At 41.4% G+C, this 15885-nt stretch carries 14 protein-coding genes; 3 read left to right on the top strand and 11 right to left on the bottom strand.

The window, feature by feature from the left end; genetic code table 11:
• Positions 1-25: 25 nt before the first annotated feature.
• The gene (locus tag CD03_RS39370) at positions 26-433 is read left to right on the top strand and encodes a DUF3795 domain-containing protein (protein WP_027292666.1); all 408 of its coding nucleotides are present in this window, start codon (positions 26-28) and stop codon (positions 431-433) included.
• 64 nt (positions 434-497) lie between these two features.
• Here the strand turns inward: CD03_RS39370 and CD03_RS0104855 are convergent, their stop codons facing one another.
• From CD03_RS0104855 to CD03_RS0104845, 3 genes are all read right to left on the bottom strand, one after another.
• Positions 498-1505 (bottom strand): MerR family transcriptional regulator, encoded by a 1008-nt coding sequence (locus tag CD03_RS0104855; RefSeq protein ID WP_027292665.1) that lies wholly within the window; start codon positions 1503-1505, stop codon positions 498-500.
• A gap of 155 nt (positions 1506-1660) precedes the next feature.
• Positions 1661-2269 carry an HD-GYP domain-containing protein gene (locus CD03_RS32450; protein WP_052377671.1) on the bottom strand — a complete coding sequence of 203 codons (609 nt, stop codon included), beginning with the start codon at positions 2267-2269 and terminating at the stop codon, positions 1661-1663.
• A 246-nt stretch (positions 2270-2515) separates the two neighbouring features.
• Positions 2516-3649 carry a tyrosine-type recombinase/integrase gene (locus tag CD03_RS0104845; protein WP_027292664.1) on the bottom strand — a complete coding sequence of 378 codons (1134 nt, stop codon included), beginning with the start codon at positions 3647-3649 and terminating at the stop codon, positions 2516-2518.
• A gap of 490 nt (positions 3650-4139) precedes the next feature.
• On the opposite strand from CD03_RS0104845, the gene CD03_RS0104840 reads away from it, so the two are divergent.
• A complete protein-coding gene (locus CD03_RS0104840; protein WP_242849044.1) occupies positions 4140-4523 on the top strand; it encodes an iron chaperone in 384 nt (127 codons plus the stop codon).
• Between the two features lie 104 nt (positions 4524-4627).
• Here the strand turns inward: CD03_RS0104840 and CD03_RS0104835 are convergent, their stop codons facing one another.
• The 4 genes from CD03_RS0104835 to xylB form a co-directional block, all read right to left on the bottom strand.
• Complete coding sequence (locus CD03_RS0104835) at positions 4628-5068, bottom strand: RbsD/FucU family protein (RefSeq protein WP_027292662.1); 441 nt, start codon at positions 5066-5068, stop codon at positions 4628-4630.
• 3 nt (positions 5069-5071) lie between these two features.
• Positions 5072-6013, bottom strand: coding sequence for a 2-keto-3-deoxygluconate permease (locus CD03_RS32445; protein WP_044288909.1), 942 nt, complete (start codon positions 6011-6013; stop codon positions 5072-5074).
• Positions 6014-6016: 3 nt separating this feature from the next.
• On the bottom strand, positions 6017-7024 hold the full coding sequence (locus CD03_RS0104825) for an aldo/keto reductase family protein (RefSeq protein ID WP_027292661.1): 1008 nt from the start codon (positions 7022-7024) through the stop codon (positions 6017-6019).
• Between the two features lie 106 nt (positions 7025-7130).
• Positions 7131-8642, bottom strand: a complete 1512-nt coding sequence (gene xylB / locus CD03_RS0104820; RefSeq protein ID WP_027292660.1) for a xylulokinase — start codon at positions 8640-8642, stop codon at positions 7131-7133.
• 141 nt (positions 8643-8783) lie between these two features.
• On the opposite strand from xylB, the gene CD03_RS0104815 reads away from it, so the two are divergent.
• Entirely contained in the window at positions 8784-9722 is a 939-nt protein-coding gene (locus tag CD03_RS0104815) for an AraC family transcriptional regulator (protein WP_242849043.1), read from the top strand.
• Positions 9723-9747: 25 nt separating this feature from the next.
• Here CD03_RS0104815 and CD03_RS0104810 read toward each other — a convergent pair whose 3' ends face one another.
• The 4 genes from CD03_RS0104810 to CD03_RS0104795 form a co-directional block, all read right to left on the bottom strand.
• A complete protein-coding gene (locus CD03_RS0104810) occupies positions 9748-10497 on the bottom strand; it encodes a class C sortase (RefSeq protein WP_027292658.1) in 750 nt (249 codons plus the stop codon).
• Complete coding sequence (locus tag CD03_RS0104805; RefSeq protein WP_044288907.1) at positions 10494-11330, bottom strand: class C sortase; 837 nt, start codon at positions 11328-11330, stop codon at positions 10494-10496. The genes CD03_RS0104810 and CD03_RS0104805 overlap by 4 nt, the downstream gene beginning before the upstream one ends.
• 145 nt (positions 11331-11475) lie before the next feature.
• On the bottom strand, positions 11476-13017 hold the full coding sequence (locus tag CD03_RS0104800; protein WP_027292656.1) for a SpaH/EbpB family LPXTG-anchored major pilin: 1542 nt from the start codon (positions 13015-13017) through the stop codon (positions 11476-11478).
• Positions 13014-15863 carry a SpaA isopeptide-forming pilin-related protein gene (locus tag CD03_RS0104795; protein ID WP_156042781.1) on the bottom strand — a complete coding sequence of 950 codons (2850 nt, stop codon included), beginning with the start codon at positions 15861-15863 and terminating at the stop codon, positions 13014-13016. Before CD03_RS0104795 ends, CD03_RS0104800 begins: the two co-directional genes overlap by 4 nt.
• Between the last annotated feature and the right edge of the window lie 22 nt (positions 15864-15885).

Genomic DNA, 15885 nt, shown 5'->3' with positions numbered 1-15885 from the left:
ATATCACTAAAGGAGCGAAAGTCTAATGAAAATGACATTAAAAATTGAGGAGCAGATGTTTGCGCCTTGCGGGATGAATTGCATGGTCTGTTATAAACATTGTTTCACAAAAAAACCATGCCCTGGATGTATGGGTATGAATACAGGAAAGCCGAAACATTGTCGTAGTTGTAAAATAAAAGATTGTGTCCAGAAAAAAAGCCTGACTTACTGTTATGAGTGTACCGATTTCCCATGTAAGTTAATAAATAATCTTGAAAAAAGTTACAATAAACGATACGGAGAAAGCCTTGTAGCAAATAGTTTAATTGTTAAGGATAATGGTATTCCATACCTGCTGGAAACACACAGCAAAATCTATTGTTGCCCAAAATGCGGGGGTGTGATTTCTCTGCACGATAAAGTATGCAGTGATTGTCGGAATCCTGCGTAACTAAACGTAGCCGCTTGCACACCTTCCCTTTAGAAATTCAAATTATGTTGTTTTATCCCCCTGTTTATTTCACTATATTTGCTGCCGGTGTCACCTTTTCTTTTATAGGCATCAAAAGATCTAACTGTAAATGTTCATCATCTTTATCGGGTTGTTCAATATGATTGTAGAAATTCAAGTGTTCCTCCAATAGGCCGCACATATGCTCCTGATCTTGTAAGTCACCTGCAAAATCATATCTTTCGTTTTTCATAATCCAATCAAGAAATGAATCCCACTCATTAAAATTTCCAAAAGTAATCATATGAGCCGCATATAAGCCTCCGCAGAATTTCTTTTTTTCAAGTGGATCTGGTACTTCCATCTCATCAGGAATCGTTACCCAAGTCTCATAACCATGATAACCTGTTTCATCAACCGGATTAGGGTGATTAAAGCCATACAGTCTTAGATCCGGTTTTAATTTACCCAAAGCACTTTCCTTTACAAACTTGTCAATTAAGAAGTTTGCATTTAATTCAGGTTCATCCCCAATACAATGAGCCGCAGCTACAGTAGCCGGAGGCAGATAGATAATTCGTACATCATTGATTTTGGAGAGGCGCTCATCTGCTTTCTTTAATTTGTCTGCGGATTGTTCTTCTTTAAAATTAATACTAATAAGACTGAGAGACTCAATAGTCGCCAGCAGTGTATCATCCTGGGATATCAAATTCTTCAATGGCAGCTCAGTCGACTTGCTGAGTTCTTCAACAAAATGATTTAGTATATCTCTAATTGTGGAAAGAGCTGTAATTTCTTCGTCTAATTCTTCCATGTTCTTCCGGAAAATTTCGATTGCCGCTACCGCATTTGTATTATTCAATATAATAGAAATTTGGCGGACAGGTATTCGCAGCTTACGCAATAGTATGATCTGTTTCATTCGGGTAACTGCATTATTATCATAGATACGGTAGGAATATCCTTCCCGCCGGGAACTGCTGATTAATCCAACCTTTTCGTAATAGCGAAGCATTCTCGTTGAAATTCCCAAACTTCTGGATACTTGGCTTATTGTCATTTCCTCCATTTTATACCTCCTTATTATATCTCATGTTATAGTTTATATTTTAAACTGCGACACGGTGTCAAAGTCAAGTAAAATAAGTATCTGACTCAGATGAACATTCCTTCCCATGAAATTTGGCATTGAAAACAGAAAAACGGTTATATTTCACTCTTTTTCTAAAATTCCTCTTTGATACATTCCAAAAATATCCTTGCTAAAAGGGGATCGAACTGGATTCCCGCATTTTTTTCTATCTCCGTACAGGCGTACTCTTTTGTTCTATTTTGATTATTAACATCGTTAACCACTGCATCATAACTGTCTGCAATACAGCATATCCGGGCTTCCAACGGGATTTCCTCACACCGAAGGCCATCGGGATACCCTTTTCCGTCCCAGCGTTCATGATGGTATTCTGCCATAGCCCACACCGTATTCTCATATTTCTCCTGGTCTTTTTTTAACATACAGACCGCAATGTCTCCGCCGTATTCGGCATGATTATGGATCATAGAACGCTCTTTTTGTGTCAGGGGAGCCTTTTTACAAAGTATTTCTCCTGGTATTAATATTTTACCTGCATCGTGATAGAGGGCACCTAAACGAACGGCTTCTATAGAAAGTTCTCTTGCAGCCTGCGCATACGTCTGGGCAGAACACATTTTTACAAACAGGGCACAAGCGTACTTTGCAGTAAGACCTTGATGAATATAAAGATCTTTCGGCAAATTTAAATAAAGCCTTTTGAAAATTTCCTGCACATTATTTTGTTTTAATCTTTGCATAATTTTCCCTCCTTCACCAGACTGCGATTCGTATACAAGAGGCGGCTAAAAATAATTTAAAATCCGGGAAAATTTTCCTGTATATTTCTCCACTGCTTCTGTTATATTATATCTTTATGATATTAACAAATCATGATATCCGGCTTATCTTTCGCAAAATACTTTATTTTACGAAAATAACCTTTTTCCCCTTTTCCTATCACCGTTCCCAGCAGCGATCCTGACGGCTTATGACGGCTTATATTTTTATGCTGTAAGACGATTCAGCTTTAACATGGATTTTTGAATATGCTGTTTTGTAGAGTGTCCATACCATTCCAGGGTGATCTTTGCGGAACTATGTCCCAGAATCTCTTTCAATGCCTGGATATCCCCGTTTTTTTCAATAAACCTTGTGGCAAACGTATGCCGCAGTGTATGAAAGTGAATGCCCTGAAGCCCGATTGATTCAGTTACCCTGGTCAGATGATATTGTAATACTCTGGGATCCATCGCTTTTCTGCCTGTTCCGAAGATATAATCACTCCCCAGGGCTTGGTTATCTTTTTTGAACTGAACCAGTATCTTCACCAGAAAACGGGGAAGGGGAATAAATCGTCTGGATGAGTCTGACTTTGTTTCCGTCAGGAGCAGTTTCGTCTTCTGTTTCTGCTGATGATACAGCGAGACTCTTTGAATACTGTGTGATACATGAATTCCCCCGGTCAGCGGATCAAAATCCTGCCAGGTATAGCCACAGCATTCCCCTACCCTGCTGCCGCTGTAAAGAGCCAATAACACTACCAAATCCTTTGATTTTTTATCATCCAGTTTCTCTTCTATCCGCTTCTGTTCATTCAATGTCATAAATCTCGGTTTTTTCCGCTTATATTTTTTCTTTTTATAGGGTAAAAGCGGAAGACCCGATATCAGGTTTCTATCCCGGGCGCTGCACAGAGCTGCCATAAAACGTTTACATATATTTTGTGCAGTAGCTGTTGTAATATTTTTATTAAGAATAGCATTATAAACAATCTCCATTGTTTTGTTATTCATATTCTTCAATTTAATTTTACCAGCCGATGGAAGTATATGACGCTCTACCTGGCCTCTGTACACCGCGTAAGTAGAATACTTTACCTCTGGCTTAATTACTGCTTCCAGCCAAAACTCCAGCCATGCACCTATTGATCCGTCCCGGTAAATTACTTCAGACCTGTCAATCGTTTTTGCCAGCGTCCTGTCCGCTTTGCAAATCTCCAGTTTTTTCTTAACCTCTGTATAGGTCTTTCCATATATATAAGAAAAAGCAGTCCTGCCGTTAGGCTTCCTTCCTATTACATATCTGCCTTCCCACCTGCCATCCTTCCGTTTATAGATATTCTCTCCTCGTCTTGCCATGCTGTTCACTCTCCTTCTAAATTTGACGGCTTATCTGACGGCTTAAAAATTCCACCCCGTACTCTACAATACAGAACTTTTTGGACAAATGCTTCAAAGAACTTTATTATTTCACAAATTCTTTCATAAATATTGAGAAAAATCTACATAGTATTGACAATTATATCCAATTATGGTAGACTCATGCCATAATTTAAGTTGTTTTTAACAAGATTTTTATTCAATATCATAAAATAAAGTATTTTACGAACGGCAAATAGGCTACAGGCTATTTCAGCGGTTCTTTTTTTGAGTATAAATAAGCTGAAAAAAAGGAACCAAAAAGAGATTCCGGAAAATTCATTCTATCCCTATCCCTTGACATAAGTCCATAACTATAATACGATGAAACCATCAAAATAACTAAAAACCTTTCAAAAACCACTCAATATAAATAAACCGTCCAAACCTCAAATAGAAATCAAAAGGAAAAGTAAGGAGAATGCAGACCATGACTACCGAAATTACAACCATTGACAGCTACATTAGCCAGTACACGCCAGAGATTCAAGAGATATTAAATATCATAAGAAACCACATCAGGGAGTGTGCCCCTGACGCAGCCGAAAAAATCAGCTGGGGTATGCCAACCTTTACTTATCACGGTAATCTGGTGCACTTTGCCGCTAATAAACATCATTTAGGATTTTATCCCGGTGAGAATGGCGTTGCATGCTTTAAGCAAAAAATGACAAAATACAAGTGCAGTAAGGGAGCAATTCAATTTCCATATGCAGAACCATTGCCTCTTGACCTTATAAAAGAGATTGTTGCATTCCGGTTAAAGGAAAATATGCAGATATATGAAGAAAAGTTAAAGAAAAAATCTAAATGACACTGCATTTAATCATTTGTTTGACAGTGGATATAAAAAAGGCGCTGACCAATGACAAAGACTTTCATACTTCGTCATCAGGCAGCGCCCTTTTTTATAATTATTTACTCCACCACCACACCTTTTTGCAGCATTACATTTGCATAAAGCGCTTTTTCACTAGTAGTAATGATCGCATAGACTTTCTTAGCCTCTTCATAGAATGCGAACCGTTCGATATTACCAACTGCGTTCTCGCCTCTTTCATCATACTTTGCAACGATTTCTTTGTATGTATCCCAGATTGGTGTCTCTACATTGTCTCCAGCCATTACTTCCATAAGATTAACCGGCTGTTCCACATAGGTATCCAATGGCATTACCTTTAAAATGGCATCTAATATTTCAGGTACCCCATGTCCGTCACAGCGGATAACTATTGCATCTTTTCCCATGGATTCTGCCGGGAAATTGCCATCTGAAATGATGATTCTGTCACTGTGTCCCATTTCACATAAAACTTTTAATAATTGAGGTGATAATATCTGTGGTATTCCTTTTAACATAATTTAATGTCCTCCAACTTTTCTTTTATTTGCATAGATGCCGGTTAGAATCGGTACTACTACTGCACTGATAACAACAACTGCCGCAATCTGGGTTGCCGCTGTTTCAGCATATGGTTTCCAGGCAGGATCCACAAGGGCAATCGCCGCCGGCACTCCGGTAGCATTGGCACCGGTGGCACAGGCTGCAAGCCCCGCATATCCCGGACGGCCTGCAATTAATTTATCGCATAGCACGGTAAATGCCCCGCCAATCCCCAGAACGATGACACTTAATAGTATGCCTTCTATTCCGGCACTGGCTGCATTTTTCAAATCAATGCCCGCACCCAGGGTAAATCCTATAAATGGCAGCAGCAGCTGTATTCCGGGCTTTAGAAATTCCCTTATCGTTTTACTGATATTTCCAACTAATATTCCCATCAGCAGGGGGATTACCGTAGCGATCAGCGAGATCGCTGAAAAACTGGCTGACCCCGATACGCCCAGAACAATTAAGGTAAGAAATGGGCCATTGGTCAATGAAAGGGGGCCCACTACTGCTGCATCCGCTTCATCTCCATAGGCCGCAGCCAGAGAGAGGTAAATGCTTCCGTTAATATTTGTAATTGCACAAACTAGTGCCAATAATGAAACTCCAAATATGCCTTCGTTTCCCACAAGCCTTCCGATCAGCAAAATACTCAGGAAACCAAGCAGAAATTTGGATACCAGAAGCGCTGCACTCCGTCTTGCCACCAGACCCAATTTTTTCATCTGAAGCTGGCTTCCAAGACACAATAGCTGCACGCCCATAATGGTAATTGCTCCTTCCGAAGAGAAGACAGCGGTTGTAAATGATCCGATTTCTAAGATATCCGGGAAAAAAGAGTGAATGATTATCCCCATAAACATAGGGATAATCATTAATCCTGCCGGTACTTTTTTTAATACCTTCCATATCATATATTATTTTACGATAAATCCGTCTTCATCCCATAAGTCATGCCAGTCATTGGCACCTTCCCATAAGAATACCTGACCTTTTACCAATCTGTTATTTCTCTCTAAAGTCGCAATAGACGCCATTTCTTCTTCGGTTAACGGATCTTCCGTTGTAAGTTTTAAATTGCTTACATATTCTGCTTCATGAATAGAGAATGGAATCGGAATCTGTCCTCTTTGTACGGCCCATTTCAGTGCGATAACCGCAGGATGACAATTGTGAGCTTTGGCAATGGAAACCATTTCCGGAGTCTGGATATCCGCGATATCTTCCGGACACATGTCTCTTTCCGGTCTTGTTGGGGAACCGATGGGCATAAAGCCAATTGGCTGAATATCATGAGCTGTCAGGTAGTCAAATAACTTCTGTTGCTGGAAGCATGGATGCAATTCCATTTCACATGCAACCGGTTTGATTCTTAGTTTTGGCAGTACCGCCTCTAATTTCGGAATTGTCATATTGGAGATACCGATGCTTTTGATTAATCCCTTTTCTACTAATTCTTCACATCTCTGATAAGTAGCCACAAATTCTTCAACACTGAATGGTTTGGAATCCGGATTACGGGAATCTACGTCACAGTGTGGTGCATGGTAATTCGGGAATGGCCAGTGAATAAAGAATAAATCCACATATTCACACTGTAAATCTGCAATACTCTTTCTGCAGGACTCCTCCACTCTCTCATGCATGTCATTCCATACTTTTGTCATTATGTAAAGATCTTTACGTTCTACCACACCCTCATCCATTGCATCTTTAAATACTTTTCCAATTTGATCTTCATTTCCATAACACGCTGCACAGTCAAACATACGGTATCCGCAGCGGATTGCTCCCGCAACTGCTGCTGAAACCTGCTCAGCAGTAAAACGGTCGGAACCAAAGGTACCCATTCCGATGCAGGGAATTTCTTCACCTGTATAAAGTTTTCTTTTTGGCACGATAGCCGGATTGATAAAATTACTCATGTTTGTTTCCTCCTATTTATAATTATTTTTTATTGATAAGTTAATAAATCTGTATTATACATATCTCAGTTTATAAAGATTTGTATTTCCCTGATCTCCCGGTTCATTATATTTTTTTCATCAGACCTTTCAGGCACTCATATAATTCCAGATATGTTTCATAGTTTTTCCGGTAAAGCCGGTGCTTTTCCATATCCGGCTCATGCCGTCTGGTAACTTTGACCGTCAACTGTACCGCTTCTTCAAAATCTTTGTATACGCCGACTCCCACACCGGCGAGAATCACTGCTCCCAGTGTGGTTGCCGTATCAGAAGACGGAACTACAATCGGCTTTCCTGTAATGTCCGACTTTATCTGGGTCCACAGCAGTGAATTTGCCGAGCCTCCCATTGCTCTTAGTTCTTCCACCTTTGCCCCGGTGTCTTCTGCAATATCCAGGTTATGCTTTAAAGAAAAAGCAACGCCTTCCATAGCCGCCCTGACCATATGCCCTTTTGTTTTATTAAAGTCCAGGCCATAATAAACACCTTTTGCATTTGGATCCCATATCGGGGATCGTTCACCAGCCATATAAGGCAGGAATACTACACCGTCGCTTCCGGGTGATACCGATTCCGCAATCTCATTTAGCTGCACCAGTGATGGTTTACCGACTCTCTCTGCAATTTCACGTTCATAATCAGCAAATTCCTTTTCAAACCAGCGCATGACACCGCCGCCGCCAACGGTTCCTCCCTGTAAAAGCCACTGTCCGGGAACTACATGGGCACCCATTATTAACCGGGGATCTGCTGCATACTTTTCCATACAGATGCTCATTCCACCTGCCTGACCACCCTGTTCCTGGGTTTCTCCAACGTGGATAACTCCGGCACCAAGTGTTCCGCACGCAGCGTCGAGTCCCCCTGCAACTACCGGAGTACCCACAGCCAGCCCGGTTTCTTGTGCTGCACCTGGGGTTACGGTCCCAACTACCTGATGGCAGGGTACCAGTTCCGGCAGAAAACTTCTGGGGATGCCCATTTTTTCACACATATCATCGTTCCAGCAGCCATTTCTCATGTCGAAGCAATGCACCCCATACCCCTGTGACAGGTCATGACTTAAAACATCCGTTAACCGGTATGCAATAAATGCATTTGACTGAAGAATCTTGTCAATCTTTTTATACATTTCCGGAAGGTGCTCTTTATACCATAGAATTTTTGCTGTGGTATAAGATGGCTGCAGTGAATTCCCTGTGAGTGCGAATATATTCTCTTCTCCGATTTCGCTGTTGATTCTGTCACAGATATCCTGCGCCCTTGTATCCATCCAGATCGGAGTATTTGCAAGCACATTACCCTCTTTATCAATTGGAATTGCCGACCAGCTTTGACCGTCGATTCCAACGCCTGCAATGTCTGCAGCATCTATATGATTCATTTCCAATAATGATTTAATCGTGCCGCATACAGCTTTCCACCATTCGTCCGGATTTTGCTCTGCCCAGCCGGGCTGTGGATAATAGACCGGATATTCACCGGTACCGGATGCAATTACCGAGCCATTTTTTTCAAACACTGCTATCTTGCAGGCACTCGTACCGATATCGATTCCTAATAATAATTGTCCCATACATGACCTCCTGGCGGCTGACTATGCCGCTATTGTCTGGTATTCCCAACGCCTTTTCTTATATTATAGATTTTTTTAATATTAATACAAGAGATTAAATTGACAGAACAAACCAATATATGTCGCATTATCGAATATTTCTTGACTTTCGAATATCGAACTGGTACGATGAAGAAAAAAGAAGCTGGTTGGATACGAATTATGCGCACTGTTTATACGGATTTAAATATAAAATTTTCAATTGAAGACACTACATTCCATGTGCTGAATATTGTATTTGAACGTTTTTTGCGTTCCATGCCAAAGCACAGCCATGGAAGCAACAGTTATGAACTTCACTATATTCCTTACGGTCATGGTAAAGTAAATATTGACAACACAATCTATGATGTGGAGCCTAATACGCTTTATATGACAGGCCCCCATGTGGAACACGAGCAGATTCCCATTAAAGATGATCCGATGACCGAATACTGTATTTACTTCAAAATAAGTAAAGCGCCTTCTTCCTCTGCCGGAACTATGGCTAATACTGACTCCATTACGGTACAGTTTCAAAAAACGAAGTTCTGGTTCGGAAAAGACTCACAGGATATCTACCACCTGATGCAGCAGATTTTTTACGAATTGGAAAATAAGTACACCGGTTATATCACACAGGTTGAAACCCTGCTGCAGCAGTGCATTGTAAAGGTGGTTCGGAACTACGAAAATAAAAAGGAATCCAGGGCACATTTTTCTCCTTCGAACCTGGTAGACAGCAAATATCTCATTGTAGAGGAATGCTTTTTATATGACTACGAAACCATTACACTTGAGAAACTCTCGGTTCGTCTGGGCCTCAGCACCAGGCAGACCGAGCGGTTTTTAAAAGATTATTACGGCAAAACATTTTCCCAGAAAAAGAGCGAGGCCAAGATGTCTATGGCTAAAATCCTGTTATCGGACGAAACACTGAGTATTTCAGAGGTTGCCATCCGATTGAATTATTCCTCTGTGGAACATTTTTCTTATGCTTTTAAATTGTTTTATGGGATAACGGCTAGGCAGTATCGAAAGAATCATGCAGAAAATGAATAGGTAAGGGGGATGAGGGACTCCCATTTCAGTGCTTTTCTGCCTTCGACGGAACTCTTTCACAAAGCACTGCATACCGCTGCAGGTTAAATCCATAGGGATGGCAGGTAAGCAGCGTTATCAGATCTCTACCTTCCTGAATTAAAATTTCCTGAATATCTGTAGGTTTCAGTATTTTGATTTCCGCCACCCGATAAGTTAATGTTTCTCTGAAATTTTTAATGATTACTTCATCTCCCGGTTCCAGTTTTTCAATATCCCGGAACATTGCCGCTCTACTGTACCCACGGTGGGCTGCTATCACTGCATTTGAATTTATACCGCCCACAGGCAGGGATGTCTGAGAAAGATGTGCCGCTCCTTTTGCCATATTTTCATTGGTAGCTCCCAGGTAAACAGGCAGTTCGATGTCCATTTTGGGGATTTTTAAGCTTCCGATCATATCTTCATCGAATCCCCATTCCTTCAGGCTAAAGCCGATCTGCTCATAGGAAAACGGATCAACCAGATCTTTTTGTCCTGATAAAAACAAGTTCCGGTTGTAAGCTAATATTTTTTCATAAAGTTCATCGAAAAATGGTTTGGGAACTGAGGTATCCGACACTTCCGCTTTCATTTCCCTTTTCATCTTATCGGTTTTCTGATCAAACGCTTCCAGAACTTTTCTTACTTCCCGGTCATATACCTGCTGAGAAATGTAAGGATAGAGCAATAATCCCATACCTGCAGCCAAAGAAATTACTGCCATAATTAAAATGATTTTCTTTTTTAAGATCATCTCTCATTTCCTTTCTTTCTATTTCTAATGACTGCAGTAATAATGATAAGCAGTATGATCACAGCTGTTGTCAGACCTGTAATCCATAATGTCTGTTCCTCCCGGGTGCTCTTTCTCTCTGTCTTTTCAGCTGCCTGCTTTTCCTGCCATGCATGATAGTCTGTTCTTTTGCCCCGAACCAGAAGCCTGTGGCTGTTAACACCGTATGGAGTACATGTAACCAGAGTCACATAATCTTTTCCCGCCACGGGTTTTAAATCATCTGTATTTTCCGGTTCCACGACCTTAATCTGGTCAACCTGATAGGCGAGTACCCGGTCCAGAATATGCAGATAGAACATATCTCCCTCTCCCAGTTCTGTTAAATCGGTAAACAGTTTTGCCGTTGTAAGCCCTGTATGTCCGGTAAATACCGCATGGGTACCTGCCCCTCCTACGGGCAAAGAAGTCCCCTCCAGATGTCCCACACCTTTTTTTAATGTAGATTCACCTGTTCCATGGTAGACAGCCAGATTCACATCAATATCCGGAATATCAATATATCCCATAATTCCATTTATATTCAATACTTCTTTGTAATTATCCTGCAGCACCATACCGCTTCCTTCCATGAACGGATCCCTCAGCACATTTCCGCTCAGACTTTCATTATATTCTTCTGCTTTTTTCCATTCTTCCTCCATCTCATCCCTGGCTTTATTTTTCACCTGATCCTCAAAATTCTGAATGGCATATGACTGGTTTCTCTCCATGAGTAAATTACTGACATGAGGATACAGGAAGAATCCCATGCCCAGCAATAATAAAACCACGATTGAAATTATTCTCTTCATAATAGGCTCCTATTTGAATGGGTATTTGTTCCGGACACAGGAGACGCAGCGGGCTGCGCTGACTACTTTGCAGGCTGAATTACGGTATCTTTTTACAATGAAAGGGGGAAGCTGTCCTTCCCCCTCAAACCTTGTTGATCAGATATTAATGATTTACTTTACGCTTTTTAAAGGAATGTATCAGCAGTATGACAGCCAATACAATGAATCCGATACCTGCTGCCGTAAAGATTGTGGTACCCATTCCACCGGTTACCGGCAGTATAAATGCACTGCTGTTCTTCACGGTTACCTGGGCAATACAGCCGGTATTCTCAATCCCGGCAGGATTTACCGTTACCTTGATTGGCTCATTTAAAAGGTTATAACCATTCGGTGCCTGTGTTTCTACTAAATAATAGGTAGTAGGTTTGTTATCTTCCGTAACTTTATCACCGGTTACTCCATAAGCAAACCCTAAAAATTCAGCCGTTCCGTCTGCTTTTGTGGTTACGATAATGTCATTTCCGTTTACATCCCTGATGTATTTTTTATCTTTTGCATCGCTTAAACTGGCTGCAATGGCGAATTTGGCATCCGGAAGTTTCGTTTCCTGATCATTTGCGTCTACTTTCATAATACCAATTTTTCCGGTATGGACTTCCGGCTTATTTTCAGGCAGAACTTCATAGCTCTTATCCTGGTCAAACTGATTTTTATAATCCAGCCTGGCACCATTCTTAATCTCGGTCTGCATCGGAGCGTCTTCCGTCAGAGTTGTATCAAATACAACTCTTATAAATTTATATCCGCTGTCTGCAAGATATTGGCGTCCCGTCTGAGTAAAGCTGACTTTTATATTGCTCTGGGTTGTTTCTGAGGCATCATAATTCCCGGCTGGAATCAAAACTTCACCCTCACTGCCTGTCTCCGTACTTCTGTCTTTTACCCCATATACCTTAACGGAATCTGCCACGTACTTTAATACACCATCCAGTGCATCGGTAATATCATATTTTTTCGCTGCTGCTACATTAGTCGGTACGGAAGGCTGAATAATCCAGGTTACTTTCCCGCCGTGGGTATCCGAAGTTTCATGTTTGTTGGGAACTTTAGTCACATATTTATCAATGTCTGCACTTTCATTTTTGGGATAAACATGAACATCGGTAATCCACCCGTTACCTTCCGGATTCGTCATAGGCACGCTTACAATAAAAGGTGCGACAGGTTCTGCTACCTTTTCACTTGGAAGCTCGGTTACATAATAAAAACCTCTTGGCAGATTGTCAATTGCTGCAATACCCAGATCTTTACCATCTTCATCTGTTCCGGATGTGATAACCGTCTGTGCTGTATCTTTATCTAACATATCCTCTGTAACTTCCGATGCATTTGTGGGGATTTTTCCATCAGTTGAGGATACCGCATTTCCATCCGCATCCAGTGTAATCTTTAATTTTACTATTTCAAATTCAATTCCATTTAAAGGTACTGCGGATGCCGGTATATCTGTGGTCTCATTTCCGTTTCCAGGTGTATCTGCATCTGTTAAGTCATCCATTAAATATTTATGGATGGTAAGGCTGCCTGTGGCCTCCGGCAGATCAGTATTATTACCGGCTGCTGCTGCAGAAACAGCAAACATACCAGTTGTTAAAACTGCTGCCATAAAAACTGCACTCATCTTCTTTATCATTTTTTTCATTTTATTCTGGTTCTCCTTTTCTTGTTATTTGATTTACTGCCAGTAAAAACCAACAGAAATACAGCCAGCATTATTATGCCAACTCCGGTCACAGAGAAGAGCAGTGTTCCGCTGCCTCCTGCAAGCGGCAGTTCTGTGTTTTTAAAATTAGGCAATTTATATATTACTTTATCGCCCTGGATTTCCTTTATAAATGCAGGGGGCAATGGTTCTCCTGCTGCTTTTATGGTTATGGGATTCTCTTTGTTGGTCACATCCACATGAATACGCCACTGTCCCAATGGCAGACTATATCCCGGATTGGTCTGAACCTCTGCCAGCTGATAATCACCGCTTGGAACATCTGCAAAGTCTACCAGTCCATTCTGGTCACTTACCACTGTATCTCTCTCGGTCCAGCAGTTTCCCGGTTCATTCGTTACCAATTCATCGTGTTGTGTATCCTGTTGATGTTTTGCAGAACAGCTGTAAAGTTTAAATTTCACATTGCTTAAAGGTTTACTATGATCATTTCCATCCACTTTGTAGAATTGAAAAGGAACTGCTATCAGAGTATTGACAAATAAAACATGATCTGTATTGCTTGTCCCATCGGCGGATGTATAAGTAATGCTTTTCACTTCCAGGCTGTCTGTACCTTCGGCTTTCCCAATAGCAACTGCTGCTGCATAAACATTCGTGTCATATATATAATTGGGATCTCCGTTATCTTTTTCGGTAATCAGGTAATGATACACATAGAACGCTCCTTCTTTCAGGGTATCCTGTGTAATCTCACTTCCCAGACTGATGGTCCCGAATTTTGCTGTTCCATCGGCTTCATTTACTGTAATTAGCGGTGACGCCAATGCGGGTGTTGCCGGATATGCCGGATCGTTTTTCAACGAAAACTCAAACATTCCTTCCGGAATAGCCGTAATTTCTTTTCCTGTAGGGTATTTTAATTTTTTTAATACTTCTAAGGATACATCGACGGGATGCAAGGGGTCCTGCTGCTCTGCTGTCAGGTGCTGGGTAAAGGCTGCTGCAACGGATACATTCTGATATAAATCCCGCGCTTCTGCAAGTTTTGCCTCTGCCGCCGCCTTAGCTGCCGCTCTGTCCGGTACATATGCAACTGCCGGATCCGTTGATTCGCCGCTGCCGACAATATAGGTAATCATACCTGCTTTCCCATTGTGATTTCCCGCAGTCCATTTCAGGGTTATTGATTCCAGATCTCCCCCTTCCGGAGGTATAATTTCCAAATCAATAGTATCCGTATCATCGCCGCCCAGGACAAATGACCCGTCTTCTAATTCCTGAACTCCCTGCAGCTCTCCCGTATCAATTATGCTGCCGCTTCTTCCATTGATTTTCAGTTTACCGTCACGTACAGAAAAAGCGACAGGCATCGGATTTTTGTCATATCCGCCCGGCGGACTGTCTTCTAAAAAATAATAGTCTCCTACCTCCAGTCCCTCTACATCAATTCTCCCGTTTGCATCGGTAATATAACTTCCTGTCACAATATCCGATTCCGGAGACGGATTATCTCCCTGTTTCCGATACAGGACGTATTTTGCACCCGCTTTCGGTTTACCGTCATCCTGTCCCGTTTTGATAAGGGAGATCTTGTGAGTAGTGTTGACGGTACCTTTCTCAACTTTTGTATACATTTTAATTTCAAAGGGTATTCTCCAGGAAAGAGTTGATGCATTGGACTGCACGTCATCAAATCCGGAATCGGTTATAACAAACCAGTTCATTCTGGAATCATTTGCTGCTCCCAGGGTGATAAACAGTTTTCCGCTTCCCAAAATATTCGATAGCTGAAGGCTTTCAATTTTACCACCCTGCTGGGAAACCTGCGCTCCTGTGGATATCCCGTCCAATTCCCGGATCTTAATGCTGTCTTCCCGGATATTGACATGGTCATCTCCTGCATAAAATGAGAGAGGCACTGTATATGTTCCGGCAAAGTTTTCTGTTCCATCCACGACATACTTCAGAACTTCATCATCCAGCTTCACAACGTTTTCTGTCAAAAGAGGCTGTAGATTAAATCTTCCTCCCACCCAAAGAGGATACTTGCGGATGGGATTACCATATACATTTACCTCCATGGACCGTCCAAAAATTCCATAGTAGGTCTGTTCTTCCGGTGTTACATCTGATTCAATAACCGCCTTTGATATGGACAGGGGTCTGATGTCCACAATATGATTATAGGAAATATCCCATTTCGCACATGATTTCAGTATAGAGATACCTTGTATATCTCTAATTTCTTTATTGCTTGCATAAATAGTTCCGGTATAAGACTTTAATAAATCTGCAACCGTTGAAAAACTATTTTTCTCCAATGTATTTCCATTCAGAAAGTTTGCAGGATCTGCCATAATAGAATCATAAATTGCCTGGGCAAAATTCTGATCCTTTATTCCGGCTGCCTGAATAGATTCCGGATTAAAATTGCTGTTATCCAGTTTCGGCATTCCCTGATCGCTGCCGGGTGGTTCACTTTCCGATTCTGATTGTGCCTGGGATTCTGTTCCTGTGTGAGATTGCGTTTCTGGCTGAGATTCTGTCTGTTTTCCTGTCTCTGCCTGCTTTTCATTCTCTGCCGGTGTCTCTGATTGTGCCTTTGACTCAGTTTGTGCCTGCGTCTCTGAATTTTCCTGCTTTCCGGATTCGGATTGTGTTTCTGTTTCAGGCTCTGCAGTTACTTCAGGCGGAATTGACACATCTCCTGTAAGCCCTGCAGAAGCTTCCACTTGCTGCTTCCAAATTGGATTAGCAGTGAGACATACAGCAAAGCATAAAACGAGTATTATCATTCTTGTTATCCTATTTTTAAACCTCAATGTATTCCCCCCTATCCACGAT

Source organism: Robinsoniella sp. KNHs210, assembly GCF_000686105.1.
Classification (GTDB): domain Bacteria; phylum Bacillota; class Clostridia; order Lachnospirales; family Lachnospiraceae; genus Robinsoniella; species Robinsoniella peoriensis.
This window is presented reverse-complemented; position numbering and strand designations above follow the sequence as displayed.

Bases quoted from the DNA above. Each gene is read 5' to 3' on its own strand.
- CD03_RS32445 (WP_044288909.1), bottom strand. From the start codon at position 6,013: ATGATATGGAAGGTATTAAAAAAAGTACCGGCAGGATTAATGATTATC.
- CD03_RS0104845 (WP_027292664.1), bottom strand. From the start codon at position 3,649: ATGGCAAGACGAGGAGAGAATATCTATAAACGGAAGGATGGCAGGTGG.
- CD03_RS32450 (WP_052377671.1), bottom strand. From the start codon at position 2,269: ATGCAAAGATTAAAACAAAATAATGTGCAGGAAATTTTCAAAAGGCTT.
- CD03_RS0104835 (WP_027292662.1), bottom strand. From the start codon at position 5,068: ATGTTAAAAGGAATACCACAGATATTATCACCTCAATTATTAAAAGTT.
- CD03_RS39370 (WP_027292666.1), top strand. From the start codon at position 26: ATGAAAATGACATTAAAAATTGAGGAGCAGATGTTTGCGCCTTGCGGG.
- CD03_RS0104805 (WP_044288907.1), bottom strand. From the start codon at position 11,330: ATGAAGAGAATAATTTCAATCGTGGTTTTATTATTGCTGGGCATGGGA.
- CD03_RS0104840 (WP_242849044.1), top strand. From the start codon at position 4,140: ATGACTACCGAAATTACAACCATTGACAGCTACATTAGCCAGTACACG.
- CD03_RS0104825 (WP_027292661.1), bottom strand. From the start codon at position 7,024: ATGAGTAATTTTATCAATCCGGCTATCGTGCCAAAAAGAAAACTTTAT.
- CD03_RS0104800 (WP_027292656.1), bottom strand. From the start codon at position 13,017: ATGAAAAAAATGATAAAGAAGATGAGTGCAGTTTTTATGGCAGCAGTT.
- CD03_RS0104855 (WP_027292665.1), bottom strand. From the start codon at position 1,505: ATGGAGGAAATGACAATAAGCCAAGTATCCAGAAGTTTGGGAATTTCA.
- CD03_RS0104810 (WP_027292658.1), bottom strand. From the start codon at position 10,497: ATGATCTTAAAAAAGAAAATCATTTTAATTATGGCAGTAATTTCTTTG.
- xylB (WP_027292660.1), bottom strand. From the start codon at position 8,642: ATGGGACAATTATTATTAGGAATCGATATCGGTACGAGTGCCTGCAAG.